At 65.0% G+C, this 25,476-nt stretch carries 28 protein-coding genes and 2 pseudogenes; 20 read left to right on the forward strand and 10 right to left on the reverse strand.

The window, feature by feature from the left end; translation table 11 throughout:
• Nucleotides 1-161: 161 nt before the first annotated feature.
• From E0504_RS06495 to E0504_RS06500, 3 genes and pseudogenes are all read left to right on the forward strand, one after another.
• Entirely contained in the window at nt 162-539 is a 378-nt protein-coding gene (locus E0504_RS06495) for a hypothetical protein (protein ID WP_207912223.1), read from the forward strand.
• Nucleotides 536-841 carry a hypothetical protein gene (locus E0504_RS51200; RefSeq protein WP_207912225.1) on the forward strand — a complete coding sequence of 102 codons (306 nt, stop codon included), beginning with the start codon at nt 536-538 and terminating at the stop codon, nt 839-841. Before E0504_RS06495 ends, E0504_RS51200 begins: the two co-directional genes overlap by 4 nt.
• Nucleotides 842-1,105: 264 nt before the next feature.
• Nucleotides 1,106-1,417, forward strand: a pseudogene (locus E0504_RS06500) (aminotransferase class I/II-fold pyridoxal phosphate-dependent enzyme); the annotation flags it as partial.
• Here the strand turns inward: E0504_RS06500 and E0504_RS54055 are convergent.
• From E0504_RS54055 to E0504_RS06515, 3 genes are all read right to left on the reverse strand, one after another.
• Nucleotides 1,409-1,924: an ATP-binding protein gene (locus E0504_RS54055; protein ID WP_112107715.1), complete on the reverse strand. Its 516-nt coding sequence runs from the start codon at nt 1,922-1,924 to the stop codon at nt 1,409-1,411. The pseudogene E0504_RS06500 and the gene E0504_RS54055 overlap by 9 nt on opposite strands.
• A gap of 230 nt (nt 1,925-2,154) precedes the next feature.
• Complete coding sequence (locus E0504_RS51965; RefSeq protein WP_235014309.1) at nt 2,155-2,391, reverse strand: DUF86 domain-containing protein; 237 nt, start codon at nt 2,389-2,391, stop codon at nt 2,155-2,157.
• Nucleotides 2,392-2,514: 123 nt separating this feature from the next.
• A complete protein-coding gene (locus E0504_RS06515; protein WP_112107714.1) occupies nt 2,515-2,805 on the reverse strand; it encodes a nucleotidyltransferase family protein in 291 nt (96 codons plus the stop codon).
• Between the two features lie 366 nt (nt 2,806-3,171).
• Here E0504_RS06515 and E0504_RS06520 point away from each other — a divergent pair, with 366 nt between their 5' ends.
• The 5 genes and pseudogenes from E0504_RS06520 (at nt 3,172) to E0504_RS06540 (ending at nt 7,755) form a co-directional block, all read left to right on the forward strand.
• A complete protein-coding gene (locus E0504_RS06520) occupies nt 3,172-3,564 on the forward strand; it encodes a GntR family transcriptional regulator (protein ID WP_112107713.1) in 393 nt (130 codons plus the stop codon).
• A pseudogene (locus E0504_RS06525) lies at nt 3,561-4,453 on the forward strand (ABC transporter ATP-binding protein). Before E0504_RS06520 ends, E0504_RS06525 begins: the two are co-directional and overlap by 4 nt.
• Nucleotides 4,450-5,478: an ABC transporter permease gene (locus E0504_RS06530; protein WP_131622443.1), complete on the forward strand. Its 1,029-nt coding sequence runs from the start codon at nt 4,450-4,452 to the stop codon at nt 5,476-5,478. Before E0504_RS06525 ends, E0504_RS06530 begins: the two are co-directional and overlap by 4 nt.
• Nucleotides 5,479-5,889: 411 nt before the next feature.
• Nucleotides 5,890-6,174, forward strand: coding sequence for a helix-turn-helix domain-containing protein (locus E0504_RS06535; protein ID WP_165938427.1), 285 nt, complete (start codon nt 5,890-5,892; stop codon nt 6,172-6,174).
• Nucleotides 6,175-6,258: 84 nt separating this feature from the next.
• The gene (locus E0504_RS06540) at nt 6,259-7,755 is read left to right on the forward strand and encodes an antirestriction protein ArdA (RefSeq protein WP_131622447.1); all 1,497 of its coding nucleotides are present in this window, start codon (nt 6,259-6,261) and stop codon (nt 7,753-7,755) included.
• A 9-nt stretch (nt 7,756-7,764) separates the two neighbouring features.
• Here the strand turns inward: E0504_RS06540 and E0504_RS06545 are convergent, their stop codons facing one another.
• Complete coding sequence (locus tag E0504_RS06545) at nt 7,765-8,022, reverse strand: hypothetical protein (RefSeq protein ID WP_131622449.1); 258 nt, start codon at nt 8,020-8,022, stop codon at nt 7,765-7,767.
• Nucleotides 8,023-8,131: 109 nt separating this feature from the next.
• On the opposite strand from E0504_RS06545, the gene E0504_RS06550 reads away from it, so the two are divergent.
• Nucleotides 8,132-9,175: a hypothetical protein gene (locus E0504_RS06550; RefSeq protein WP_131622451.1), complete on the forward strand. Its 1,044-nt coding sequence runs from the start codon at nt 8,132-8,134 to the stop codon at nt 9,173-9,175.
• A 29-nt stretch (nt 9,176-9,204) separates the two neighbouring features.
• Here the strand turns inward: E0504_RS06550 and E0504_RS06555 are convergent, their stop codons facing one another.
• Entirely contained in the window at nt 9,205-10,587 is a 1,383-nt protein-coding gene (locus tag E0504_RS06555; RefSeq protein ID WP_131622453.1) for a hypothetical protein, read from the reverse strand.
• A gap of 161 nt (nt 10,588-10,748) precedes the next feature.
• Between E0504_RS06555 and E0504_RS06560 the strand changes: the two genes are divergently transcribed.
• The gene (locus E0504_RS06560) at nt 10,749-12,356 is read left to right on the forward strand and encodes a HEPN domain-containing protein (protein WP_131622455.1); all 1,608 of its coding nucleotides are present in this window, start codon (nt 10,749-10,751) and stop codon (nt 12,354-12,356) included.
• 52 nt (nt 12,357-12,408) lie between these two features.
• On the opposite strand, the gene E0504_RS06565 is transcribed toward E0504_RS06560, so the two are convergent.
• The gene (locus E0504_RS06565) at nt 12,409-13,545 is read right to left on the reverse strand and encodes a hypothetical protein (RefSeq protein ID WP_131622457.1); all 1,137 of its coding nucleotides are present in this window, start codon (nt 13,543-13,545) and stop codon (nt 12,409-12,411) included.
• Between the two features lie 349 nt (nt 13,546-13,894).
• Here E0504_RS06565 and E0504_RS06570 point away from each other — a divergent pair, with 349 nt between their 5' ends.
• From E0504_RS06570 to E0504_RS51210, 3 genes are all read left to right on the forward strand, one after another.
• Nucleotides 13,895-14,137 carry a helix-turn-helix domain-containing protein gene (locus tag E0504_RS06570; protein ID WP_131622459.1) on the forward strand — a complete coding sequence of 81 codons (243 nt, stop codon included), beginning with the start codon at nt 13,895-13,897 and terminating at the stop codon, nt 14,135-14,137.
• 237 nt (nt 14,138-14,374) lie between these two features.
• Complete coding sequence (locus tag E0504_RS06575) at nt 14,375-14,653, forward strand: DUF3892 domain-containing protein (RefSeq protein WP_207912229.1); 279 nt, start codon at nt 14,375-14,377, stop codon at nt 14,651-14,653.
• A gap of 277 nt (nt 14,654-14,930) precedes the next feature.
• The gene (locus tag E0504_RS51210; protein ID WP_306769220.1) at nt 14,931-15,086 is read left to right on the forward strand and encodes an alpha/beta fold hydrolase; all 156 of its coding nucleotides are present in this window, start codon (nt 14,931-14,933) and stop codon (nt 15,084-15,086) included.
• Between the two features lie 138 nt (nt 15,087-15,224).
• On the opposite strand, the gene E0504_RS50265 is transcribed toward E0504_RS51210, so the two are convergent.
• Both E0504_RS50265 and E0504_RS06585 read right to left on the reverse strand, forming a co-directional pair.
• On the reverse strand, nt 15,225-15,533 hold the full coding sequence (locus E0504_RS50265; protein ID WP_165938425.1) for a hypothetical protein: 309 nt from the start codon (nt 15,531-15,533) through the stop codon (nt 15,225-15,227).
• Nucleotides 15,534-15,623: 90 nt separating this feature from the next.
• Nucleotides 15,624-15,806, reverse strand: coding sequence for a hypothetical protein (locus tag E0504_RS06585; protein ID WP_131622461.1), 183 nt, complete (start codon nt 15,804-15,806; stop codon nt 15,624-15,626).
• 214 nt (nt 15,807-16,020) lie between these two features.
• On the opposite strand from E0504_RS06585, the gene E0504_RS06590 reads away from it, so the two are divergent.
• The 4 genes from E0504_RS06590 to E0504_RS06605 all read left to right on the forward strand — a co-directional run bounded on the left by E0504_RS06590 (nt 16,021) and on the right by E0504_RS06605 (nt 19,219).
• Nucleotides 16,021-16,845, forward strand: coding sequence for an ATP cone domain-containing protein (locus E0504_RS06590; protein ID WP_131622463.1), 825 nt, complete (start codon nt 16,021-16,023; stop codon nt 16,843-16,845).
• Between the two features lie 246 nt (nt 16,846-17,091).
• Nucleotides 17,092-17,430: a recombinase family protein gene (locus E0504_RS06595; RefSeq protein ID WP_131622465.1), complete on the forward strand. Its 339-nt coding sequence runs from the start codon at nt 17,092-17,094 to the stop codon at nt 17,428-17,430.
• 91 nt (nt 17,431-17,521) lie between these two features.
• On the forward strand, nt 17,522-18,346 hold the full coding sequence (locus E0504_RS06600; protein WP_131622467.1) for an alpha/beta hydrolase: 825 nt from the start codon (nt 17,522-17,524) through the stop codon (nt 18,344-18,346).
• 36 nt (nt 18,347-18,382) lie between these two features.
• Nucleotides 18,383-19,219 carry a hypothetical protein gene (locus tag E0504_RS06605; RefSeq protein ID WP_131622469.1) on the forward strand — a complete coding sequence of 279 codons (837 nt, stop codon included), beginning with the start codon at nt 18,383-18,385 and terminating at the stop codon, nt 19,217-19,219.
• Nucleotides 19,220-19,259: 40 nt separating this feature from the next.
• Here the strand turns inward: E0504_RS06605 and E0504_RS06610 are convergent, their stop codons facing one another.
• Nucleotides 19,260-20,807, reverse strand: coding sequence for a helix-turn-helix transcriptional regulator (locus tag E0504_RS06610; protein ID WP_243657445.1), 1,548 nt, complete (start codon nt 20,805-20,807; stop codon nt 19,260-19,262).
• 251 nt (nt 20,808-21,058) lie between these two features.
• Between E0504_RS06610 and E0504_RS06615 the strand changes: the two genes are divergently transcribed.
• The 3 genes from E0504_RS06615 to E0504_RS06625 are packed head-to-tail and all read left to right on the forward strand — an operon-like array spanning nt 21,059 to nt 23,536.
• On the forward strand, nt 21,059-21,742 hold the full coding sequence (locus E0504_RS06615; protein ID WP_131622471.1) for a hypothetical protein: 684 nt from the start codon (nt 21,059-21,061) through the stop codon (nt 21,740-21,742).
• Nucleotides 21,739-22,881 (forward strand): radical SAM protein, encoded by a 1,143-nt coding sequence (locus E0504_RS06620; protein WP_131622473.1) that lies wholly within the window; start codon nt 21,739-21,741, stop codon nt 22,879-22,881. The genes E0504_RS06615 and E0504_RS06620 overlap by 4 nt, the downstream gene beginning before the upstream one ends.
• A gap of 13 nt (nt 22,882-22,894) precedes the next feature.
• The gene (locus E0504_RS06625; protein ID WP_131622475.1) at nt 22,895-23,536 is read left to right on the forward strand and encodes a hypothetical protein; all 642 of its coding nucleotides are present in this window, start codon (nt 22,895-22,897) and stop codon (nt 23,534-23,536) included.
• 972 nt (nt 23,537-24,508) lie between these two features.
• Here E0504_RS06625 and E0504_RS06630 read toward each other — a convergent pair.
• Nucleotides 24,509-25,476: carbohydrate kinase family protein (locus tag E0504_RS06630; protein WP_306769219.1), on the reverse strand; the 968-nt coding region annotated here is incomplete at its 5' end.

The raw sequence follows: 25,476 nt of genomic DNA on the forward strand, positions 1-25,476 counted from the left end.
GGCAACTCCCAGGGCTCCGGCACGCTCGCGGTTTGACGGGTAGACCGGGTCAGATCTGATTTGGTGTGGGTCGGGCTGGTAGTGGTTGGTTCGTGCGGGTGGTCCGGTGGGACCACGTGTCGTTCACAGAAAAGCAGGCACGCCGCTTGTAGATCACGGAGGTGTCTTATGTCTTCGTGGTCTGGAGTGCGGCGTGCCTGTGGGCGTATTGTCGCGCGCCGCGGCCGAGATGCGCCCTCGCCCTCACCGGTGCTACGTGCACGCACGCCACAGCGTCCTACTTCCACTCCCGCGTCCGCGGCCAATGGGGCATCGAAAATGAGATCCACTACATTCGCGATACTGCCTGGCGTGAGGACGACGATCCGACCTACACCGGGAACACGAATCACGCTTTCGCGAGCCTCCGGAACCTGACCATCGGAATCCTCCGCCTCAACGGCAGGAGGAAAATCAAGGAAACCCTGGAGGAGATCGCCGCCGATCGCAACGTGACGCTCGGCCTCCTCGTCACAGCCTGTAGCGAATCAAAACAGTGAGCTACCTCGCCGGAGCCCTGGGAAACACCCCTGTTCGAGCCCTGGCGGGCCTGCGGGTGACTCGCAACGCCACCGGTGGGTTCGAGCGCTCGTCGCAACACTCCCGCCAGACGAGGGGTGTGGAGATGGGACGCCGTGGGCGGAAACGGCAGTCGGAGGTCGAGACCGAGCACTGGAGGCTGGCGCTGTCGGGGTGGGGACGGCGGCGGATCGCGACGCTGCGCGAGCAGAGCCACAGCATCCGGGAGATCGCCCAACGGCTCGGGCGGACGGGTCGACGGTGGGTCGGATTGTGGAGCTAACGCACCACAATAAGAACCGCTCGGTCTTGGTTCAGGATCCCGAAATCACCATCCGCCCGGTCTCCAAGCGGCTCCTGACCAAGGACAATGCTGGGTGAGCGCCGGGCTCGCAACATCATCGATTGAACCGAACGCGTGTTCCGCAGGTCTGGTGGGTCCGGACGCCCCGCTCCGTCCGGTGATCGCGATCGCAGGCATGGTCGAGCTGAGGCCTCTCAGCTCCGACGTCGGCGACCGCGTCATCGGTCGCGCGTACCGTCCGCGTCGGAGCTGGTGCTGAGCCGGGGTGCGGTGGCGCTCCAGTACGGCTCGGCGCAGGGCGATCCTGGGTTGCGTGCGCGGATCTGTGACGTGATGACGATGGAGGCCATCACCGACGCCCATCCGGACAACGTGGTGGTGACCGCCGGGTCGCAGCAGGCGCTGGACCTGCTCACCCGTGTGTTCATCGATCCCGGCGACGTCGTGGTCACCGACGGGCCGACCTACGTGACGGCGATCAACACGTTCGCGGCGTACCAGGCACGGATCGTGCACGTTCCAATGGACGGCGATGGCCTGCGGTCCTCATCCCTTGACGGCCTCTGCGATCTGCCGGGCGGCCTGGGCGGCCGTGAGGTGCGTGGTGTCGACGACCTCGGCGGCGCCGTGCAACCAGGGGCGGGCTGCCTCGGCGTAGGGCTCAAGGTGGCCGAGACGGAACGGGGAGACAGCATGCTCGCCCAGGATGCGCCCGTGGAGGACGTCTTGGTCGGCATGGAGGACGAAGTGCCGAACCGGGATGTCATGGTGCGCGAGGCCCGTGCTGATCTCGCGCCAGTACTGCTCAACCAGGACCGTCATCGGCATCACCAGGATGCCGCCGGTGTAGTCGAGCACGCGCCGGGCAGTCTCGACGACGAGCGGGCGCCACGGCGGCCAGTGCTGGAAGTCGTCCGTCGCGGGCAGGCCCGGCGAGATGTCCATGAGCGTCTCGCCCACCTTCTCGGCGTCGAACACCCGTGAGTCCGGAATCAGCTGCTGCACGAGGGCGCTGGTCGCCGTCTTGCCTGCGCCGAGGGTGCCGTTGAGCCATACGATCACGGGGCCCGATGCTTACCACTGCGGGCCGTACCGTCCTGCCGGCTCTGCCCCGGACAGCTCGTCCGCTGAGCGACTGTGGTGTGGCCGTTCCGGACTCTCTGTCGCACCTGGCGACCATGATCGTCGGTGTCGTAGTCACGTTGATGCTCTTCTTCGACTTCGGGAACATGCTCGCGCTCGGGCCGGTCTGGCGGCCAGTACGTCCAATACCCAGGCAGGGTTGCCCTCGGTCAGTGCGGCTGGTCGAGTTGGCCTGCGATGAGTGGGAACTCTGCTTTGAGGAGCATCAGCAGTTGCTCCTGGAACTCCCGCAGCGCGATCGTGGCGATTCGCCACACGATTGGCCGGTCGACCTCGAAGTATGCGTGAATGGCGATGTTGCGGAATCCTGTGACGGACCGCCACGGCAGCTCGGGCCAGCGCCCGCGGATCTCGGGGGAAACACGTCCAGCCGCCTCGCCGATCACCAGGAGTTTCTGGAGGACGGCGCTCTGGATCAGATCGCTCTCCAGGAAGGCGGCCTCGTCGACTCACTGGACGAACGCCGTCGCGGCGACCACGGCTTCGATCATGTCACGAGGTAGAGCTCGTCACGCCGCATAGAGGACCCTGGCCTCCGCGAGTACCTGGTCGCGGATGACCCACTTCAGCCGGGACTTGGGCACCAGGTCGACGTGACGACCGACGATCTTTTCGAGTTCGTCTCGGAGGTCGACGATCTCGAAGCCAAGCGTCGAGTCGGGCGCCAGCACGTACAGCAGGTCGACGTCCGAATCGTCGGTGTCGTCGCCGCGAGCCACCGAGCCGAAGACGGACAGTTCGGCGACGCCGTAACGCCGGCACACCTCGGCGATCCGGCCGTCGCGAAGGTCGATGGCCACACCGCACATTATCGCCTGCGACTGCCACGACATCGCCTGCGATTGCGACTGCCACGACCGCATCGCACAGGCCTGCCTCTGTCGGGTACGCAGGCAGGCACATCATGCGCCTGGCCATGGGCGCTTCTGGGTTGCGGTACATGGTCCGCCGCCACGAGACGAGTGCTCAGCGATCACCGCGGGCCGGCCAGAGCGTCAAGAGCTGCCGGCCAGCCCGCGGCCTCGACTCACCGGCACCAGCCGGTCGCGGGCGCGTCCGGGAGGACGGTCTCCATCTGCCGGAACCGGCGGGTGAGGTAGGCGTCTCACCCGGCAGGTATCATCATTCTTCTAAAGTGCTAGGAACCTAGTGAATTGAGACGCTAGATGATCCAGTTCCATCTGGACCAGCGGTCAGGGCTCTCGCCGTACCTGCAGCTGGTCCGCCAGGTGCGGCAGGCGCTGCGGCTGGGCCTGCTACGTGAAGGCGATCAGCTCCCCACGGTCAAGGAGGTGGTGGCGCTGCTGGCGATCAATCCCAACACGGTGCTCAAGGCCTACCGAGAGCTCGAACACGAGGGTCTGGTGGCTGCCCGGCCAGGGATCGGCACGTTCGTGACGGCGACGCTCATCGACGCCTCGCTCGCCGCGCACGGCCCGCTTCGCCAGGAGCTGCGACGTTGGCTGATCAAGGCCCGCAACGCCGGCATGGACGACGAGAGCATCGAAGCCCTCTTCATGACAACCTTCCGGACCGCCGTTCAGGAGGACATAGCGTGACCGTCGCGATGCAGGCCCAGTCGCTGGGCAAACGGTACGGACGGCGCTGGGCGCTGTCGGACTGCACCCTGGACATCCCGGTCGGGCACGTCGTGGGACTGGTCGGTCCGAACGGAGCCGGCAAGTCCACACTGCTGAATCTGGCCAGTGGCCAGCTGGCACCCACCACGGGCACCATCACGGTGCTCGGCGGCCGGCCTGGCTCCGGCCCCGCGCAACTGGCCAAGGTCGGTTTCGTCTCGCAGGACACCCCACCTATGCCGCGTTGAGCGTCGCCGACCATCTGAAGCTGGGCGCCCGTCTCAACCCCGGGTGGGACGACGGACTGGCCCGGGAACGGCTCCGCCGGCTCGGCCTTGATCTCAGCCTCCGGGCCGGCGAGCTGTCAGGCGGGCAGCGCTCCCAGCTCGCCCTCACCCTGGGTATCGCCAAACGGCCCGAGCTGCTGATTCTGGACGAGCCGGTGGCCGCGCTGGACCCGCTCGCCCGCCGCGAGTTCCTGCAGAGCCTCCTGGAGGCCGTCGCCGAGCAGGGGCTCAGCGTGGTGCTGTCGTCCCATCTGGTGTCCGACCTGGAACGGGCGTGCGACTACCTGGTGGTGCTCGTCGACTCGCGGGTCCAGGTAGCAGGCGAGATCGAGGACCTCCTGGCCACCCACTACCGGCTCACCGGCCCACGTCGTGCCCCTGACCGGCTTCCCGCCCACCAGAACGTCATCACCGCCAGCCACACCGACCGGCAGAGCACCTTCGTCATCCGGACCGACACCCCGGTCCACGACCCCTCCCACACCGTCAGCCAGCTCGGCCTGGAGGACCTCGTCCTGGCCTACATGAGCTCACCCGGCACCGACCGCGACCGCAGCCCCATGATGGCGGTAGTCCGATGATCTGGCTGACCTGGCGCCAGTTCCGCGCCGCGGCCACGGCGGTGTTCGCCGCACTCGGCGTTCTCGCCATCCTGCTCGCCCTGCCAGGCCCGGGCCTGGCAGACAACTGTTCCGACGGGATCGCCGCGTGCACAGCCCAGGGCGGCGAATGCTCCGACTTCGCGCGGCGCTTCTTCGACGAGCACGAGAAAGCCTTCCTCGGAGTCAGCGCGGTCGCGCTGCTCCTGCCAGCCGTCATCGGGCTGTTCTGGGGAGCTCCGCCGGTCGCCCGTGAGCTCGAGGCCGGCACGCACCGGCTGGTGTGGAACCAGAGCATCACCCGCACCCGCTGGCTGGCCGTCAAACTCGGTCTCGTCGGCCTGGCCGCGACGACCGCGGCCGGGGTGGGCACCCTGGCAGTGACGTGGTGGGCCAGCCCGATCGACAGGACCGCCGACGGAAGCTACGCACGGATCTCGCCGCTGCTGTTCGCCGCGCGCGGCATCGTCCCTGTCGGATACGCGGCCTTCGCGTTCGTTCTCGGCGTCACGGCCGGGCTGCTGATCCGCCGCACCCTCCCCGCGATGGCCGTCACCCTCTCCGCCTTCGTCGCCGTCCAGATCGCCATGCCGCTACTTGTCCGGCCGCACCTCGCCGAGCCGGTCCGCTCGAACACGGAGATCTCCGAGTCGAACTTCCAGAACGTCCTCACACCACAGGACGGCGGATCCCCGCAGGTGACACTGGGGACACCCCAGACCGAGGACTGGATCCTGTCCACTCGCATCGTCGACGCGTCCGGAGGCGCCCCTGACGCGATCGCACTCTCGCCGTCAGGGGCCTGCGGCCAGCACCCGGACTCGACACCACCGGTCATCGAGGAGTGCTTCGCCGAGATCAACCGGCTCGGCTACCGACAGCAGGTCACCTACCACCCAGCCAGCCGCTTCTGGCCATTCCAGTGGTACGAGACCGGGATCTACGCCGCCCTCACGCTCGCCCTCGCCGGACTCTCCTTCCGGTGCATCCGACGCCGCCTGTCCTGACCCGGCAGACTGCCGGACCCACCGACACCGTCCACACCAGCGCTGGTGAAGGCGCTGTCGCTGTACTCCCCCGTCCGCAGCCAGCGATGGGCAGATCTGTTGCACGACGCGGTGGCGGCGCTCGTCATCGCCGCTCGCGGTCACCGGCAAGCTGGCGTAATCGTGAAAGGCGGCGGCGTTTCGCCTGGTCAAGAGCCCATCCCCAGCGGACGGGCCCCTTTCCAGCGGCGTGGAGCTGGGGGACTCGAACCTCGCCCGAACACCCCCGGCCCACAGGGCAATCGCGCACGTCGGGGTCCGGGGGCTCGGCCCCCGGGCAGACATAACGAAGACGCCCCCATGCCTTCTACGAAGGCATGGGGGCGTCCAAGTCGAGTGGACGTCCTTGCGAGATACTCCAACACCCCTGGCATGCTCCGCGATCTTCGGACGCTCTGCACCGTCCTGGCCGAACTTGGCGATCAGGCTGACGAACCCGGCCTGTCTGGCAACACGGGCCAAGGCCGGCTGATCGCCAACCGGCAAGTCACCGAGCGTCTCAGCCCTACCGACATCAAGTCCTTGATCGATCTGTATCTGGCCGGTACGACCGCCCGTGCCCTCGCCGAGAGATTCAAGATCAGCCCTACCTCAGTCAAGAGACTCCTGCGAGAGCATGGCGTCCGACGGGGTAGCCCACCGGCCGAAGCCGCCTGACCGGCTTCCCAGAGCCCGGCTGCCTTCACGGTGGCCGGGCTCTGTCGCGTCAGGACCAACATCACCTAAACAGGAAACCCACCCATGGAACACGCACCATCGAACGAAAGGATCATCAACCAGGCGGAGATTCTTCCTGAAGAGTCGTCGCACGACGAGCGCCTGATCAAGCAAGGCATCGAGGCCGCCGCCCGCGAGGAGCGGTCCGTCGACGACCGCACCGCCCGCTACATCGCCGGACAGCTCCATGGCGGCCAGGCCAGCGCCCTCTACAGTCTGGCCAGCACCGGCAACATCATCGAAGACACTGTCTACTACGAGATGTACGAAGATCTCGAAACCCAGACACCGGAAGTTGCATCCTGGGTCGAAGCCCTCCGGACCTACTGCCTTGCCCGGGAGGACAAGGGGTCGGTTAAGGGCTGGGCCGAGAACGCCGCCATCCTGGACCGCATCGACGCCACCCGCGAACGGATGCGGGTGCTCGGCGGGATCGCTGTAGCGCCGGAACTGGCGGCAGACGCCGATGCGTCTCCGGCCGCGGGCCACGCCATCCACCCCGACCGCCTGGACGAACTGTTCGGGGAACCACCGGACGAGGAGATCGGCCGGGTGGATGAACTGGGCTGGTTCGGTCTGATCATCGACCACGACACCGGCGGCGGCACGATTACCTCCCAGGACGAGCAGGGCTTCCGGTACGTCTGGGAGACGGACGACGGCGAAGCTCTCGACCAACGGTGGCAGGCCATCCTCCGCGAGTACCGAACCTATGAGGATTCGCTCGTTGACCTGGAACGCCGGGACCAGGCCGCCCGCCTCGAACGGGTCGGCTACGCCTGCCCGGAGTGCGAAGAGTCGATCATTGAGCAGGTTCAGGGTCTCGACCGGGCCACCTGGGAGCACGAGGACGGCGAGCCGCTCTGCCCCGTAGTCGGGCCCGACGGATACCAGCCGGCGCAACCGGGCGTCTGGCGGGACGGGGAAATCCTGCCGTTGGCCGGGGAGGCCGACGGTGACGACGCCCATGGCGGCAGTCCCCGGGTGTACGTAGCCAGCTTGGCCGACTACACCAACGGTGACCTGCACGGCCGGTGGATTGCTGCCGACCGGGACGTGGAAGATCTGGAGAGTGCTGTCGCCCGCCTCCTGGCGACATCACCGGCCCGGCGGAACGGCGAGGAATCCGAAGAGTGGGCCGTCCACGATTATGAAGGCTTCGAGGATGACGTCACGTCCACCCTGGGCGAGTGGCCCTCGCTCCAGGACCTGAGCAAGGTGGCCAAAGGCATCGCCGAACACGGCCTGGCGTACGGGGCGTGGGTGGCCTACCTGGGCAAGGCGAGCGATGAGCTGGTGGACCGCTTCGAGGAGTTCTACCGGGGCGAGTGGGGCTCGATCACGGACTACGCCGAGGATTACCTCCAGGAAACGGAGTTCTACCGCCTCCTGGACGACCTACCGGAATATATACGGCACTACGTCAGCGTCGATGTTGAGCAGTACGCCGAGGATCTGACGAGCACCATGTACGTAGCGGATACACCGGAGGGCGGGGTGTGGGTGTTCTCCGTCTCGTAGGGTCGGAGGTCACGAATCAGCGGCCAGTTCAGTCCGGGTGTCGGCAGCCAGCTGGTTGATCCAGCGCTCGTGCCGGTCAAGCTGGTGGCTCATGGCGAGACGCTCGTGTTCTTCGACCTCGTGATCCTTGGCCAGGGTGTCCAGGGCGCCGAGGATGGAATCTATACGTGCATCCTGCCTGTCGAGGCGGGCATCGAAATGAGCCGTGACCTCGTCGAAGCGCTTTTCCATGTACTTGAATAGTTTCGTAAATTGATCGTCGGACATAACGGTTTTTAGTATGCACCCGGCCGGCCAGGTGTGCAAGGCCTGTTGCGGGCCGTCGGCGGGCTAGCCAGGCCACGAATCAAGCAAACGTAAGCAAGGAACCAAGCATATGACAGGAGAATCTATACATCGCCAAGGAGGTGAATATTACAACGAGGCACTCGGCGGGCCAGCCGAAACCGCCGGCGTACCGCCACGGGAGCCGTACGGGAGTCTGCCCTACGCGCCGCCGCACATTTTCAGCCGCCTGATCCCGGGGACGGTGCCGGGCGCGAAGCTGGACCCGGAAGACATGGCCCGGGTGACCGAGCACGACTGGGAGGAGATGCAAAGTCTCGCTAAGCGGTACGGATGGGCTGTCGATCGCTCTCACTCACGGAAGCGGATGGACGGCAGCGCCACCGTACAGCGGGACGGCTACGCCCCCTACGGAACCGATGACGTCACCGACGACATTACGCAGGACGCGATGCTGCTCTACGCCCAACGGCTGAAGTCGATCGAAGCGAGCTGCCCGGTTGCCGAGACCGACGAAGATACCGGCCAGCCGGTGGCCTGGCACTACACCCGCAAGGACGGGAAACGCTCCGTCGCCACGCGGGAGACCCTGTACTACTGGGCAGTACACGATGCGGCCCAGCGGAACGGCTACCGGCGGCGGGACGATGAGAACGGGAACGGCGGAAGCGAGGCCGGCGGCACCTTGACGCCCGCGCCAGGCGGCCCGGAGCCGGGAGAGAGTGGAAATGACCGGCCGGCGGCTGTTCCTGGCGATGTGCCTGGCCCTGACGGCGCAGCGGAAATCCGCGGACAGGTAGCCGCACGCTCGCGCGAGCTTGGGGCAGTGGCGCTGGCTCTGGTCCGGAACACCGCGCTGGCCAGCCAGAGCGAAGTGATCTGGCGGTTGGCCTTTGGTGACGGCCGCGACTTTCCGGTGCTGCGTCGGCTGCTTCCGAAGGCCGAGCAAGCGGTCGATTTGGGCCGGGCGCCGGTGCTGACCGAGACGGCAGCGGAGCTGCACGGCAGCCGGTCGCGTCGGATGATTATCCGCACGAGGAAGGCTGCTCGGAAAGAGTGGGAAGAAGTGTCTCGCCGGGCAGATGAAGCCCGTAGCGAACTGGCCAGGACAGAGACCTTGAAGGCCCACCTATAACCTAAGGAGTGGCACCAGGGTCGCCAATCCTATGGCGCAGGCGACTTCGGCCAAGGCGCGGGCCAGATGGTTTGTGTGCTATTTAGCAGCATCACGGAATCTTTTACCATACCTGAGTAGCCGATCCAGTGAAGAATTAGAAGCTGAAGGTAGGTTTCCAAAAGTTGCCAGGCTTCAGTCACCAGATCTTTGCGACCGTACAGGATCTGTGGATCTTTCGGATGCATCAACTTGTGACGGACCAACGCCACGGCGTTCGGGCCGTCGAGTGGTTCCTTCTTTTCGTTTCCATGGAGGGTGACGAACTCCTGCAAGAGCGGCAGGCTGGCCGGGACATCAAGGGGCACCGAGGCGGCGTCCAGAGCCATTCGCAGCCGTTTGCTGGCACTCAGCCCCCAGTCGTACTGCTTCTCGTCTGCGCCGTCTTCGGTGACATTGCGCTGCCAGCCGAGCTGTTCGAGCGCCGCAAATCCTACGGTGATCCGCTCCTCTACGAAGCCGCCGTGCGTCGACGCCAGATAGCCCTGGATTATCAGCTTGGCTGCCATTCCCCACTGTGGATGGAGGGCACGACAACCCACCCGGGCGACAATATCTTCGATGGGTTCAAGGTGCCTGCTCCACCACCGATATACACCCTTAATCTTATCTGCGCGCCGCGAGCCCCATTCGCGCCATACAACCACGCCGGAGTTGTCCACTCCAGCGGAGAGACTTGGCGACGCCCAGCGACTGAGCGCAAATGAGGCGGCGAGTTGGTATGCGAAGAGCGCCGGCTCCAGTTCTTCGGGAGTAAAGGGTGTGCGGTCAATACGGCGAAGCGTAGCAAGGTGCGTAACCGCGAACCCAAGGCTTTCCCTGAGCTCTTCAATGGTATCTTGAAGATCGGGTCTGGCGTCTATAACCATCTCCCAATCACCCATGAACCACCGTTGCCGTCCGCGCCAACGGTGCCCGGCAACACCTTCGGGCGGATCTAGTGGTAGTCCATTACCCATATCGGCGAGGTTTACCCAGCGAATTTTTACGTAGCTGGCCGCTTGATCGGATCGCCCGGCCAGGAAGCTGCGACCTATCGAGCCTCGGAGTGTCCGGTTACTAGTAGGAAAACCGTCCAGCTTGTCAAGGAGCGTATCGGCATAGGCATCGGCGGACTTCAAGATAAAGCTGTAGTCACCACTGCCGTAAATCAAATTCGGCGGCAGATCCTCATTGAATTCGGCCTGCCATCGAAGACGATGGTCCGGAGCCCAGCATGCGGTCATGACGAGACGGCACTCCAGGCCCGTTTCCTGCTCGATCGCAGCGCCATCGTAAAGCACCTCATTGGCGCTCGTCCGGCTCAGCGTAAAGATCGCCGGGTCGACCGAACTGAACTCGTCGACAGCATCCAATGCTTCGCCCCCGTTCATGCGGATCACGCTGATTAAGTGGATCATACCCTAGGGGTGCGGCATACAATATTTCATCCCAACCCCACCGGCTTTCCCTTCAGCGCTAAGAGCAGCGGATGCCGCTGCCCGTACACGGGCCGGCTAATGCTCCATCGCCGCGGTAGAGTACGATCACGCACGTGGAAGAGCTGCGCAAGGTATACGGGGATGCGTTCCTGAAGTATGTGTTAGATCTAGAGGACCTCAGTGTCACCAAAGATGCGCTGAACGATGGCCAGCGGCACGCTGTTGACCGGCTAGTGCAGGCATCACAGCACGGCACGGCCGACGATGAGCATACGTTTCGTTTGAACCTCCAGCTTTCCTTTGGAAACTACGATGGTACAATCGGTACGACTTGGTGTTCGGCGCTACGCCAAATTAGTGGTGGCGATAGACCTCAAGTCAACACCGCCGATACTCTACTTGGCCAGTTGCTGGAATTGGGCATCGAGATCTGGCCGGTATTCCTCCTTCCGGAACCAGAAGACTGGCCGCTTACTATCGGCGGCATAACTCCAAATACATTTTCACACCCTCTCACGACACTACTAAGACAGGCGATACTTGACGACGCGGCACTTCAGAAACTTTTTCCCGAAGTCCCAGAGCAGATCAGCGATGATCGAGCCACTCTGGGTATACACAGCGCTATAACCGTTTCGAACGGACACAGCGGAAGCCGCCAACTGGCGACCTTGCCAGATACCCTGCTAACCGCAGCCCGGTATCGCCAGATCCTGCACGGCAGCGAAGACATTGACAGCTACCTGGGCGAGATTGAGCAGGTATTGGATGAGTCCCGCCGCCTAGCTTGCGGCGAGGAAGTCCAAGTTCCGCGCTTGGTAGGTCTCAATGGCCTACGACTCCCCTCCGGAGATGAGTTCGTTACACCATTCGGCACTATCCGGCAGGCGCGCGATTCCGATCGCATTCTCCTCACTACTCCAGGCATCCGAGGGTTTCACTCTCAAAGCATGCTTGAGACAACTCACCCGCTCAAGATTCTCGACATTCGCAAGTTTGAAGACGAGGCTCCTGCGACTGCGGTGCGCCGCCTGGAACGCTTCCAATCGGTGTTCGACGGCTACCAGAAGCGCACCGAAGTCAACCTCATGATGGCTCGCCTCGCACTATTGCTGGCCTCAGATGGCAATACGTTTATCGCCCCTGCCCCGGCAGCTTGGGCAACCTTGGACCCTCTCAGCCCCTCTCCACTACAGCACTGGATGCTGCAGCAGGCGGAACCCTCAGGAACGAGCATTCTTGATCCGGAGGCGATCCAACGTACAACAACCTGGGCGAGCCGCATCCGTCCGGAAGAAGTGGAACGGATCGAGATCGGCGTTAAGCGTCTACTCTCGGCGGCGAGCATTCGGGGTGATCTCGTTGACGGATTCATCGACGCCGTGGTCTGCTGGGAGAACATGCTCGGAAGTTCCAGCGAAAGTACTTTCCGGACATGCGGCGCGATGGCCTGCCTACTGGAGCCAGATGACTACAAGGCCAGAATCGACCTAACGAAGAAGCTGGAGAGCCTATACGGTCTCCGAAGCAAGGTAATTCATGGCGCTCGGGATCTGAATTTCCGGGAAGCAAAGAAACATCGAGACGACGCTATCCGTTACGGCCTGGAAGCGATGCGGCGACTACTTGAGCTACCGAGCATCCTGAAAGAGAAGGAGTCTTCTGTCCGTGGAAAAATGGTGCTCCTCTCTTCCGGGTTCGTGAGCCTCGAACCGTCCTGAGAACCGGGCGAAACCCGGGAACGCTCGTCAAGGAGGTCTCTCCAACCCGCCCTCATGTGCGGGTCTGCGCTACACCACGGTCTGCTTCGTGTGCAGGCAGCAGCTCCCGCTCCAGCACCCACGCGAACGCCACCCCGCTCTTCGGGAACACCCAGCCGTCGTAGCGCACGCTGACGGTGGGTGGACTGGTGCCCTTCGGGCTTCGAGACACCCGCGTCGGCTGCGAGCCGGCGATGAAGTCCAGAACGTTGACGTGCCGGATGCCGCAGCCGCCGTAGGTGAAGTCCACGTCGACGCCCTTGCATGGTGCGCCAAAGTCAAGGTAAAGCAGGTGTCCGTGCTGCTGAACCAGCACCCGGTAGGTGTAGGAGATCTCGACCTCGCGCTTGGCGTCCGTCCGGCCGCCCACGGTAACGGCGAAAGACTGTCCGCCGGAGCGCTTGCTCCGGCGGGTCGGCCATGGCCGACCGTCAACGGTGAACTGGAGTAGCTCGAAGGCTTCGGGTGAGGTGGCGTCGATACCAGCGACGGGCTCGAAGTACCAGGCTTCAATGGTCGTGGGGTCGAGCAGCAACTCATGGTACTCATCAAGATCGGAAGTGCAGGCGAAGCGGCGGGTGGACTCGGCCAGCTCGACGCGGTACTCCCGGCGGATGGTCGCCACGAACATACTGCCCTCGCCCGCGGCCGGCCCCTTGATCCACGGCATGAGGCTGACTGAGACGCGCATGTCCTGGCGGCGTTCGGTGGAGGCGGTCACCTGGTGGCGAAGATCGGCGTAGAGGTCATCGGCCAGGGCTTGGTTACCCAGCTGGATGGCCAGGGTGTTGCGGACCACCCGGTCGAGGGTCTCCGGCGATGCCACGTTCACCAGGGCATCCGGGGCGAAGGCGAAGCCGTCGATCACGGCGTCACGGATGGCCGGTGCTTCTTCCTTGAGGATGCGCCGGAGACGTTCGTTGGCTCGTTCGTCGGCGTCGCGCTCGTTGATGTACTCGAAGGCCACGACGATCAGGCCGCTGCCGAAGAGGGTCGAACCGAGTTCGGAGAGGGGCAACCAGGCCAGCCACGGCACAGCGGCCGGGAGATTCGCCTGCTGTCCCAGCGCCAGCAACGCCACGCCGAGCACCGTGAGGATCACGGCCAGCAGAGTGAGCTTGGTGCGGTAGAGGCGTTGCAGCGGCGTCATGTACAAGATCAGTTTACCACGTTACTGATCTTGCTCGGAAACGCGAAAGGCGCGGCGCTCCGCCTGTGGCGGTCGGAGCGCCGCGCCCGGCGTACCGCGGGTGGGCAGGCTCAGCCGCCCGTACCCCCGCCGCCCCCACCGTCGCCGCCGTGGGCGTAGATCTGCGTCGTCATGGCCATCACCTCCGAGAGAGTTGCCTCGCTGACGGCTGGACAGCCACGCTGCTGGCTCGGCCGATCCCCGCGTCACAGGGACAAGCTCAGACTAGATGCAGAGTCATGGGACGTATATGCATGGGACGTATGGTCTCTGGATGCAGAGGCGCTAGACATATGGGGTTGGGGTCGTCATGGCGACCCCTCCGCTGTCCGCAGCCACCCAGGCGTTCGGGGAACGGGTGCGTGCCCGGCGGCATGAGCTGGGCAAGAGCCAGGAGCAGCTGGCCGACGACTGCGGGCTGCATTGGACGTTCGTGGGTCAGGTGGAGCGAGGCAAGCGGAACATCTCGCTGCACAACATCCTGAAGCTGGCTGGGGCGCTGGAGATCGATCCGGGAGAGCTGGTGCGGGGGTTGCGGGCATCGGCCATCTGACCTGGGGTGTCGCGCCGTGGCAGGGTAGTTACAAGCCTGTCATTCGAACACGTAAGCTAATCCCGAGCACGACGAACCCGGCTCGGAGGTACCGACCGGGGTCGGCCTCCGAACCGGGTCCAGTGCCTTGGACAGCCTGACGACTCTACCGGGCTTGGTTGACCAGGCGTTAACAGACGCGCCAGGTCACTGAGCGTGGGGTACTTCGGAGCGCTGTGCTCGGAGAGGTTCGATTGCATGATCGAGTTCATCGCTCGTCGGATGAACGGCCGTAATGAAGATCACTCGGGCATCGCCCAGCTGAAGTGGATCGAGCGGCAGTCGGGCAAGACGGAGATCAGTAACGTCCTGCCCATCCTGGTCGACTTCGTCCGGGAGCACCCCGGACAGTCCGGCGTCCAGGGCAAGTCCGGCAAGTGGGTTGATGTGGGAGTGGTCGAGGCTCAGCCGCCCCACCTGCGGTCGTATGCCGATGGTGTCTACACGAACAACCTGCTGGAGCTGCCGGAGTTCTAGCACTCCAGACGCCCGTGGGGTCGTGCAAGCCAGCGGCCCTGCGGGTGTGCAAGCATGCGCTCTCCACGGCCGTCGCGCCCTTCACGCAGATGCACTGACAGGGGCGGTATCGGCAGCATCCACTGCCATTACATGGCCGCCAGCCTCCTGGATCTCCACCTCAATGGCCTGACGGACTGGCTGGGAGGGCGTGGCATCGCTGCGCTTCGACCTGTGAGGCCACGGGGAGAGCGAAAGCCGCACGGAGGAGACGACGCTGACGGGTCACCTGACCGACATAGGCGTGGTCCTAGACCGGGTGCGGGAAGAGAGTGGCGCGTCCATCCCGAACCTGCTGGGCACAAGCTTCGGCGGCGACCTCGCGGCCTACTACGCGGCGAAGCGTCCGGACGAGCTGTCGCGCCCGGTGCTACCAAACCCCCGGCTTGATTAGGAGATCGAGGGGGCACAGCACGGCTTCGCGGTGTACGACGACCCTGTGTATGTCAATCCCAGAGCCAGCAGTGGCAGGCATTAGCGATCCTGACGGTTGCCGATTGGCTCACCAGGAACTACTGTAATGAGTGTCATTCTAGATCTTATCGACAAGCTTCAGAAATCTTGTCCAAGTCACCCCTGCCGGGCGGCGCTCCGCGGGCAACTCTAACTCTCCCGCCAAATCGAGAACTTTGATGTATTGATGTTCACCTGGAAGGGCGCGACATGTACGAGTGGACAGCAGTGCGGTCAATTCGTACGCAATTCGCTCACCCTCACCCGGCGAGCGTCGGTACATCTCGGCCCGCCCAAGGATAAAATTGCGCAGCACGTCCATTCGGCCATCGAGGCGTCGGCCGCCGTTCAGATATGAAATGATGTTTTCTACGTTCGCTTGTTTCACGAAATATTTTACGCCTTAGCTAACCCAAATTGTACTCCCCAAAATGCCCCCAGGCAATGCGCCTGGGGGCATTTTGGGGAGCGAGGGATCTTAACGGTTGATGTAGACGTTGCCCTCGACGTCGCGGACGTAATCGTAGACCGTCTGCCCGTTCTCCTCGTGCTGGACCACGTGGCCGTGAGCCGCGCCATCGCCGGGACCGTTGAAGTAGATGTTGCGCCGGCCGTCTTCACGCTCCTGGTCGCGGAAGGCCGTACTGTCGTAGGTGCTCATTGTTACGCCTCTCTACCTGCTGGTGATGCCGGATAAATCCGCCACCGGCCGGGCGGGCTGCTCGACTGGCCTCAACGTTGCCACCAAAAACGACGAAGCGGGTCCTACATACAGAGCAGTTCAGGCAGCCCTCCTGCGTGCATGCCCAGAGTCCTACCGGTAGTGTTGCTACCGTCCAGTACGCCCTGGTGGGTCTGCATGTAGGAGTGTGATCATGAAATGCCCCTCATGTGAACATGAACCAGTCAAGATCATCGATACCCGCGCACAGGAGAGTGGGGAGGTCGTCCGGCAACGGCGTTGCCCACAGTGCGCCGCGAAGTTCACGACCGTCGAGCGCATCTCGGCATTCGGACTCAAGGTTGCGAAGGCTGGCGACCGGCCTCCCGAAGACTTCTCGCGGACGAAGCTGCGGCGGGGGATAGAAAAGGCGGCGGCGGTTTGGAGCCTTGGCGAGAAAGACCTGGATGCCATCCTGGACCGAGTCGTGAAGCGCCTACGACCCAAGCCCAATGAGATAGTCAGCTCCAAGGAGATCGCGGAAATTGTACTGCGAGTACTTGCGGGAGATCGGCCGGCACTGGCCATCACCCGAACCCGCTTCGCGATGGTGTCCATAGGTCGCACATCGAGGGCCACCAGATTCCACGGCGTTCATGACTTTATACGTTGGCTTGAGGATGAGTACGGAGCTCCGCCCGTAACTCGGCCTGTTCAGACACCCTCTGTGGTCGTGAAACGGAACGGTCACACGAGGGAGGAATTCTCCCTCCAGAAACTGGAGCGAAGTATTGGCATTGCTTCTAAGGGGCGCGGTTCGGACGGTCAGGTCGAACGCGACGCCACAGCAATCGCCGTACAAGTGGCCGGCGAGCTGCACGGCCAGGCAATCGTTACGTCGCAGCAGATTGCCGGCGAAGCCTTGAAGATCCTGAAGCGTCGCGACCAGCTCGCGTATCTGCGCTATGCCTCAGCAGTCAAGCGGTATCAATCCGTGGACGATTTTTGGCGTGAGGCCTTCGGGTTGTTGGAGAGTTAGAAGTAACGGCAGAGGTCTACGCCCCAGCGCCACCCGCAGCTCCCGCGGCCCAGTCCGCCTCTGCCAGGATACGAGGATCTTCACGACCCACGCTACCTCCCGACTGGTAGAGCGATGTGCTGGTCATACCTCACGCGCATAGCGCCGTTCCGCTACCGGACTCACTGTTGCGGCAGGCGCCCCGGGCCGGGTCGAGCCCACTCCTCGGCCTGGGGCGTCACCCACTGCGACAGGATCGAGGGGCAGATGCTCGGGACCGTGTACGGTTACATCCGCTTGGATGGCGACGACCAGGCCGAGGAAGATCACCTGCACGATCAGCTGTCCGACCATGCGACAGCTCAGAGCCTGGTACTGGCCGATGTGTTCGTCGACCGGAACACACCGCCGGCTCGGATCGTGCGGCCGGGTCTGACGGAGCTGCTGGTCCGGCTCAGGCGTATCGAAGGCTGCGGGGTGCTGGTCGCAAGCTTGGATCATCTGTCGCCGTCCCTGCCGGTGCGGCAAGCCATCCTGGTAGAGATCAGCAACGTCGGCGGCCAGGTGCTGGAAGTAGCGACGCGGCCGGCGACGTCGCTGCGGTAGGTGAGAGGCTGCTTGCGGGGCCGGTGCTGGTCCAACAGCCCCATCTGCCAGAGGATGGGCAGTGACGCTGCACGATGCACGAAGGAGTGCCATGCCCGCGCACGAGACCGTGACCTCGCTCCGCACGTTGGACGGGTTGCAGCTGGCGGCGACGCTGACCACGCCGGAGGCGACGGCCGAGCGCGCCGCGGTCCTAGTTCACGGCGGCGGTGTCACCCGTGAGGAAGGCGGCTTCTTCGCCCGCCTGGCCGCCGGACTGGCCGAGGCCGGGGTGGCGTCGTTGCGCTTCGACCTACGGGGGCACGGGGAGAGCGAGGGTCGGCAGGAAGAACTGACGCTGTCATCCATCCTCAACGACATCCGGGTTGCCCTGGCCAGTGTCAGGCGAACCACCGGAGTCAGCCGGATGACCTTGCTTGGCGCGAGCTTCGGCGGCGGCGTCTGCGGCTACTACGCGGCGAAGCGCCCGGCGGACGTGTCTCGCCTGGTGCTGCTCAACCCACAATTCGACTACAAGTGGCGCACGATCGATAGCCGGCCATACTGGCACGACGACCGCATCGACGACGAGGCCGCCCGGACACTGGACGAGCAGGGCGCGATCACCTTCACGCCGACGCTCAAGCACGGCCGACCGATGCTGAACGAGGTTTTCTGGCTGCGGCCGGACGAGGCCATCGGAGAGATCACGGCACCGACGCTGCTTGTGCACGGCACGAAGGACACGCTGGTGCCCATTGAGTCGACGCGCACGGCCTTGGAGAAGTTCACGGCAGAGGCCCAGCTAGTGGAGGTGGAGGGCTCGCAGCACGGCTTCGCTGTCCACGACGACCCCCAGTACCTCCAGCCGCAAAGCCAGGAGTGGCAGGCGTTCGTCATCCGGACGGTGGCTCAGTGGGTGATGGATGGTTCGTAAGTCTCCCTGTCGTTCTTCTCAGGAGCGTCTCACTCCATGACCATCCAATCGGTCCTCGGCCAGAAGTTCGCCGAGTGGGACGAATGCCTAAACGGCAGCGATCCCGAAAATCTTGATACGAACTCAGTCTCGCACGTGCTCTACGCACTGTACTTCGATCTCTGTGCCTACGAAGCGTACGCGGCAGTAAGGAGGCGAAGCGCGCCGGATAACCCGCTCGCGGCACCCATGTTTGACTACCTGGTGGGCAGCGGCTACGTCCAGAAGCAGGTCGTTCGCATTCGACGGCTTTGCGAGGCTCTACCAGCAATCCGCCCGGATGGAAGAGACAACAGCATCTACTCGCTGCGCCGGATCGTCGATGACATGCGGCGACTTCGCAGCGAGCGGGTGCTGACGAGCGACAATATCTACGCGGTATACGCTGCACAAGCTCACGGTGGGGAGATATCCCGAACCGCACTCGACCGCCTGTGTGACGCTCAAGGACTACTTCACAAGCGGATCACCGATGAGCTCAGCAAGAAGGTTTTGCCCGACCGCAGCACAGAGCTGCGGGCGATCTACGACTATTCCAACAAAATGGTCGTGCACTCCTCGTCGCAATCCAGCCGTCAAGCGCTCGGCCGAGATCTGGGGCTGACGCTAGCCCAAGTCAACAAGGTCATTGGCGATCTTACCGAGGCGTTCTATCTTTGCCACCGTTTCGTCTGCCTCGCAGACCATAGCCCGATGGTTGCTCTTGGCTGGGAGTTAAGCTTCCAGGATCTCGGCGACGGCGACCTCGAAATAGTTCGCGAAGTTTATTCCCGTATCGAGCAGCAATCCGAGGAGCACAAGGCTCAGGCCTACCAAGTACTCGGCCTGTGGTAGGTCGATCCACGGTTAGATCGCAAATGGCGGGCGGTTCAGCCTATGCGAGCATCGCTTCCCGGAACTCCCGCGGCCCAGGACGTGAGCGCCACGGCGTCAACGTCCGTGCCACGTCCGACAAGATGGCCGTCGTGCGCTCCGAACTGGTTGCCCGCGCGATCCGTAAGGCATCGAGGCCGACAGCCGCGGCGTCGTCCGGGTGGCCGCTGAGGGCCAGCGCTGCCGCCCGGCGCGCCCCGAACAGCCCGGTATCACGGCGCGACAGGCTGTTCTCCGCCAGGATGTCGGCGAAGATCCCGGACGCCCGTTCCGGTATGCCAGCCTCGGTGTAGACGGCGGCGGCACGCAGTTGCAGCGTCGCCGTGGTGATGTGCAGACCGGTGGCGTTGGTGTCCGGCGCGGTTTCGCCGAACGCCACGCGGGCGGCGTCCAACTTGCGCTCGATCACGGGTAGCGGTTCGCCGTGCGTCGCCAGGGCCAGTGCCTCCTGCTGCAACAGCTCGGCCTGGACAGATGGCGGCGCAGCTGGGCACACGCGGCTGGCGGCTTCGGCCAAGGTCAACGTCCGGGCCAGGTCGCGGCTGTCGTAGGCCATCTGCGACTTCTTGACCAGCACGTACGCCTGCATCGGGGCGTCTTGGGCTTCCTGCGCCCACTCCATCGCCCGGTCGTACCAGTGGGCGGCTGAGGCCGGGTCGTGGAGATCGCGGTACAGCCAGCCGGCGAATTCCGCGCCGTCTGCTCCGACCGCCAGCAGCTCTCGCCGTACCGCCGGCCGGACGTCGCGGGCGTGCTTTTGGATCGCGTCGAGGACACCAAGCACCATCGGCAGGACGCGCAATGGCCCGAGCTGGCCGTCGTCGGCCTTGCAGCGCTCGAACTGCTGACCGAAGAAGCCGACGACCGAACCGTCCAGGTAGCGGCGGGCGTCGTCCAGCGCGGCGGCCATGTGCTGCATCTCGTCCAAGCCGGCGTACGGCAGAAGCTGTGCGGCCTGCCGGCCGGAGGGTTCACCGCGGCTGGTGGCCAGGCCGGGCGTGCCCCTGCTGTCGGCCGTCAATCCGCCGAGCATGCCGTCCAGGCCATTGGCCTTGGCGGCCTCGGCGTCGATGGGCAGCATGACCTCGCGGCCGTTCAGCAAGATCGGCATCAGGAGGGGCGGCGCTGCATCGGTGGCAGTCCGCCGGTCGCGTGACGAACCGGGAAGGTCGAACCACAGCAGCTCGGCCGGGATGCCGAGGATCTGGCTGTAGCGGATGAGCTTGCTGAGTTCCTCGGGCGCGCGGCCGTTCTCGATGCGGCTGAGCTGGGCCTGCGTCAGGCCGAGCCAGGTGCCGACCAGTTCCTGGGGCAGCGTCTGTGGGTGGTGCGGGTGGTGGCGGTAGGCGAAGATCACCCGGCCCATGTGCCAGGTGGCCAGGGCGTCGCGCATCTGGTCGAGCGCCCAGAACTGTGGCGGCACGGTGGGCGGCCGGGCGTGGGCGTCCAGGGTGGCGCTCTGGCACGGGCTGCACATCGCCAGCGGGTTGTCGGCGGCAAGCCGGTGGCCGCAGCGGGCGCAGTGCCGGGGGTGGTGCACGGTCGTCATGGCCGGGCCATCTCCCCTGCATCGGGCCAAGGTCAGCACCATGACGCTAACACCGCCGGTAGCAGGGGCTATGCGTCCTGTGCATGCCGGCCACCGTGCGGCGGCGTAGTCACCGCGCTTCCTGGGGCTGACGCTGAGGCCGTTCCTGCTTCCACCGACCCGCAGTCCACAGGAATGCCACAGGCGGACACGCCGCGTCAGTCATAGCGGCGGCCCGCCGGCGGCATCCCCGGCGTGAGAAGGGGTTGCCCGTGACCCTCGCGTTGGCCGTACCCGTCTTCGGCCCACCGGCAGTAGGTAAGACGACGCTGACCGCGAGCCTTGGCCAGATGCCGGGGTGCACCGTCTTCCGACTCCGGGAACACGTACCGGCGACCATCCTGGCGGCCACGGCCACCAGCGCCGAACGCCTCGGCTGGATTGACGACTTCACCGTGGTCACGGCGCTGCGTAGCTACGTCGACGCCGCCGTCCAGGCCGGCGAGGCGCACACCGTCTTCTTCGACAACTTCCCCGGCAACGGCGCGCAGGTCCGCCTGTTCCTGGCGGCGCTCCGCCAGCACGCGCCGGGCTGCGTGGTCTCCGCCGTGGAACTGACGGTCGACGTCACCACGCTGTACCGGCGGGCCTTCCAGCGCCGGGTCTGCCACCGCTGCGAACGCGACCCCATCCGTGATCCTCGCCTGCCGGCCGTGCCAAGTGCAGATGACGCCCAGCGCTGCGCCCGCTGCGGCGGCATTCTCCACCCCCGCCGGGGCGACGCGCCCCGTCTGCTGCGTGCCCGGCTCAACCGCTACCGCCAGACCGCCGATGGCATCCGCCAGGCGTTCACGGCAGCCGGCGTCAGCGTCACCCAGCTTGACAGCGGGGTGTCCGCCGACCAGACCACCGACGCCGTAACCGTCCTACTCACCACCAGGAGCAGCCGCTCATGACCACCGTGCACCTTGACCCGCCGCGCGTCCGGACGGACGACGACTACGGCCACGCCCGGATGCCCCGGCGGGCCGGTATGCCCGCGCCGGAGCGGATCGAGCGGATTGCCTACGGCCGCTTCCGAAATGTCTACCTGTACATCACCGAGGCCTGCCAGCTGCGCTGCGAGCACTGCTACATGGGCGAACGCCTCGACCGGGCGCTCAAGATGCCGCTGCCGGAGATCGCCGAGGCACTGGCCACCTGGCGGCGGATGGGCGGCAGCAAGCTGACCATCTTGGGCGGCGAACCGACGCTGCACCCCAACTACGTGGATGCCATCCGGCTGGGGCGGCAGCTCGGCTACGAGGACGTCATCACGACCACGAACGCCCAGAAGCCGGCGGTGCGGAAGTTCCGGCAGCTGACCCCGGAGGACTTCGCCTACGTCCAGGTCAGCCTCGACGGCGGCAGCGCCGAGACCCACGACGTCGTCCGGGGCATGGGCACGTTCGATACGGCGCTGGAGACGGCGGCCGAACTGACGAGCCGCGGCTTCGACACCCGGATCATCTGCACCGTCAACCAGGCCAACCGGGGCGACGCGCTCAAGCTGCTGGACATCGCCGACGAGATCGGCGTCTCGCTGGTGAAGTTCCACGTCTTCTCGACGATCGGCGTGGGGCACGGCAACGCCGACATGGCCATGAGCCCCCGGGAGTGGGTGACGTTTTGCGACGTCCTGAACCAGACCGCGCCGGACTACCAGACGCGGGTCTGGTACCAGCCGACGTACGCCCGCCGCGACCAGATGGCCCGCTACGCCGCCGAGGGCTACCAGGGGTGCATCGGCCGGACGCTGGACCGGATCTCGATCTTTCCCGACGGGCGCTGCTACGTCTGCTCCTACCTGTTCGACACCGACCTGCACTTCGCCCGGATGCAGGACGGCCAGGTGGTGCTCAACCGCGGTGACAACGAGTTCGACCTGTTCACCCGGCCGCTGGTGACGAGTGCCTGCGGCGGCTGCAAGGCCTCAGCCTGCCAGGGCGGCTGCCCGGCCGAGGAGCTCGTGATGGGCGGCTCGTCCTGCGCCGCCGAGCCCGACATCGTGCCGGTCTGCCGGCTGTGGAAGTCCAGCGCCAAGCCGGAAGACTGAGGAGAAGATCCGGATGGAACACGTCATCGAGCCGCTGCATGCGCTGGACTGGAACGACATCGACGCGGTGGAAAGCGCCACGCGGAAGGCGCTGACCCAGCTGGCCGACGATCCGGAGCTGGTGCGGGCAGCGCTGCTGGGGCTGCCGGACCGGCCGGAGCTGCTGGCGCTGTGCGAGCACTACGACATCCTGGACAAGATCGTGCTGTACCAGGACACCGCCGGCCTGCGGGTGCGGCTGCACGTCTTCCTGCCGGGCTACTTCGACCGGCCGCACAACCACCGCTGGTCGTACGCCAGCCTGATCTTGCGCGGGGAGTACCGGCACTACCTGTTCGGCGACGTCGATGTGGAGGCCGAACCAGAGCCGGGCAGCCTGGCTGCGCTGCAAGTCCGCCAGGAGCAGGCCGGCGACACCTACGCCCTGCACCATGCGATGGTGCACGCCGTGGTGGCCGAGCCGTTCACGGTGTCGCTGGTCATCCGGGGGCCGGCCGTCAAGGATCGCTTCCTGGTCATGGATCGGAAGACCGGCGAGCGGTGGTGGCAGTTCGGGGCCGCAACGGAGTCGGCCGGCGAGGCGGCGCGGAAGCGGATGACCCGGGGACGGCTGGAGGAGCTGACGGGGTTGTTGCGGGAGTGGGATTTGTTCTGATCGACTCATGCCGACGCAGGTCTATCATTCAGATCATGGTTGATGCCGATCAGTGGACCCCGTGGAGCCTGAACCAGGAGCGCCTTGCGCGTTCGATTGTCATCACCAACGGATGCGCTGACGGCGCAGCGCAGTGGCTGAGGATGACGCGCGCTGGCGCCCACAATTGGCTGCGGGGGCGGCTCTCGGCGGCCGGATACGCGGGAGCCAACCTAGCGATGGGAGGATTCCCAGCCTCGATGCAGGGATTACGGAGCCCATCCGGTTTCTTCGCAATCGTCGACGGAACATTCGCGCTTGCACTCAAGAGAGATCGTGACGACGCAAACAAACCCGTGGCTATTCGCTGCCATTTTTCTACGGAATGGTTGCGTCTCAATGGGCTTAGTGATTCTCTTCCGGATGCCTTCAGTCTTCGGGGTAGAGAACTCCTTGATCACATCGAGTTTTCGGGTCACTGCATCGCACGTTTCCAGGAACGCTGCCAGGGTGATCCGGACCCGCGAATCGCGGAGGGTCAGCTTCGGCGAGCGATCAGTCCGGAGGCCCGTGCGGTACCACGCCTCCCGAGTTGGGCCCGATCTCTGGAGGTTCGAGACCTCTATGTGGTCGGTGGTGACGGCTACTGCCTGCCAGTGCAAAAGAACGGCGCCGTTAGACCATTCGTGGCACTGTCGTGCCTACATCGGACGATGAACCCCTCAGACTACGGAGCACTCCCGTTCCGCTCCGTGCGATGCGGCGGCTGTGGACATGTGAACCAAGTGCTTCGATCAATGGTGCAGGAACAACCGCGCTGCACGACCTGTCAACGCAGGATGCGCGTCAGCTTGTAGAAACATGGGGCTTGCGGGACTACTTTCAGTGGCGTGGGTGGATGAGTAAGTACAATTCCAGTCTAGATCCTCTACGGCTGCGGCTTAAGCGAGGATTTCCATCTATCAAAACAGGCTTCACAGATTCAGCTTGCTTTTAGGCGACACTGCTGTCGTCGCCGATCGGGTGTACTCGACACCGGCAATACATGAACGCAAACTCAGCCAGGCCCGGCAACGGCTCATGGTGGGCACACGCGCAGCGCAGCCCACCACTCGCGGTAGCCAGGGCCAGGGTGTCTGCCATCGGCCAGCGGTGCAGCAGACCGTAGATCAGCCCGCCGGAGAAGGCCGCACCCGCGCAGTGCGTGTGGCGCACCTCTACCTCGAAGGCCGGCGCGGTCACCAGGCTATCCGCATTGGCGGCCACCGCGCCGAATGCTCCAGCCGTGGCCACTGCCCACGAAGCCCCCGCCTGTGCTCCAGCCGTGGCCACTGCCCACGAAGCCCCCGCCTGATCGACCAGCGCCCCGGCAACAGCCGGGGCGGTTTCGTGTTCGGCGTCATCGACGTTGGTCTGGATGACCAGGCCGGGATAGCCCTGGACGGCAGCCGCCACGGCCGGCGACAGGGCCGAACCACCGAGGTTCACTAGCAGCGGCACTCCGGCCAGCCGCGCGGCCTGGATGGCCCGGACGGCCGCGGGCTCGATGAGCTGGTAGCAGTCGATGTAGGCAAAGGACGCTCTGGCGAGCGGTGCAAGATCGACCGCGGCCAGGGCTTCGGGGACGCCGGGCAGATACGGAAACCAGGTGCGTGTGCCCCGGTCGTCGGCCACGATCACGATCTGCGGCGTGGCCATGCCGGGAACGACGTGGGCGGGAACGGCCACCCGATGCCGGCGTAACCACACCCGTACCTGATCGCCCTGGGTGTCGTCACCGATGTCGTTACTCAGCACCAGCGCCGGGACGTCGAGCGCCACCAGGACGGCAGCAACCATCGGGCCATCGGCGGCGATGGAGGCTTCGGGCCGCCGGACTTCTGCACCATGGTTCGCCTGCGGGAAGCGGTCGACGTTCCACAGCGACGCAGCGGCCAGGCCCTGTCTGTCAGACTCCCGTG

The sequence above is a fragment of the Parafrankia sp. BMG5.11 genome, from assembly GCF_004337455.1.

What these genes read in the sequence shown, in the direction of transcription:
- E0504_RS06520 (WP_112107713.1), top strand. Translation starts at nt 3,172, where the DNA reads ATGATCCAGTTCCATCTGGACCAGCGGTCAGGGCTCTCGCCGTACCTG.
- E0504_RS06530 (WP_131622443.1), top strand. Translation starts at nt 4,450, where the DNA reads ATGATCTGGCTGACCTGGCGCCAGTTCCGCGCCGCGGCCACGGCGGTG.
- E0504_RS06535 (WP_165938427.1), top strand. Translation starts at nt 5,890, where the DNA reads ATGCTCCGCGATCTTCGGACGCTCTGCACCGTCCTGGCCGAACTTGGC.
- E0504_RS06540 (WP_131622447.1), top strand. Translation starts at nt 6,259, where the DNA reads ATGGAACACGCACCATCGAACGAAAGGATCATCAACCAGGCGGAGATT.
- E0504_RS06545 (WP_131622449.1), bottom strand. Translation starts at nt 8,022, where the DNA reads ATGTCCGACGATCAATTTACGAAACTATTCAAGTACATGGAAAAGCGC.
- E0504_RS06550 (WP_131622451.1), top strand. Translation starts at nt 8,132, where the DNA reads ATGACAGGAGAATCTATACATCGCCAAGGAGGTGAATATTACAACGAG.
- E0504_RS06555 (WP_131622453.1), bottom strand. Translation starts at nt 10,587, where the DNA reads ATGAACGGGGGCGAAGCATTGGATGCTGTCGACGAGTTCAGTTCGGTC.
- E0504_RS06565 (WP_131622457.1), bottom strand. Translation starts at nt 13,545, where the DNA reads ATGACGCCGCTGCAACGCCTCTACCGCACCAAGCTCACTCTGCTGGCC.
- E0504_RS06570 (WP_131622459.1), top strand. Translation starts at nt 13,895, where the DNA reads ATGGCGACCCCTCCGCTGTCCGCAGCCACCCAGGCGTTCGGGGAACGG.
- E0504_RS06575 (WP_207912229.1), top strand. Translation starts at nt 14,375, where the DNA reads ATGATCGAGTTCATCGCTCGTCGGATGAACGGCCGTAATGAAGATCAC.
- E0504_RS06585 (WP_131622461.1), bottom strand. Translation starts at nt 15,806, where the DNA reads ATGAGCACCTACGACAGTACGGCCTTCCGCGACCAGGAGCGTGAAGAC.
- E0504_RS06590 (WP_131622463.1), top strand. Translation starts at nt 16,021, where the DNA reads ATGAAATGCCCCTCATGTGAACATGAACCAGTCAAGATCATCGATACC.
- E0504_RS06595 (WP_131622465.1), top strand. Translation starts at nt 17,092, where the DNA reads ATGCTCGGGACCGTGTACGGTTACATCCGCTTGGATGGCGACGACCAG.
- E0504_RS06600 (WP_131622467.1), top strand. Translation starts at nt 17,522, where the DNA reads ATGCCCGCGCACGAGACCGTGACCTCGCTCCGCACGTTGGACGGGTTG.
- E0504_RS06605 (WP_131622469.1), top strand. Translation starts at nt 18,383, where the DNA reads ATGACCATCCAATCGGTCCTCGGCCAGAAGTTCGCCGAGTGGGACGAA.
- E0504_RS06610 (WP_243657445.1), bottom strand. Translation starts at nt 20,807, where the DNA reads ATGACGACCGTGCACCACCCCCGGCACTGCGCCCGCTGCGGCCACCGG.
- E0504_RS06620 (WP_131622473.1), top strand. Translation starts at nt 21,739, where the DNA reads ATGACCACCGTGCACCTTGACCCGCCGCGCGTCCGGACGGACGACGAC.
- E0504_RS06625 (WP_131622475.1), top strand. Translation starts at nt 22,895, where the DNA reads ATGGAACACGTCATCGAGCCGCTGCATGCGCTGGACTGGAACGACATC.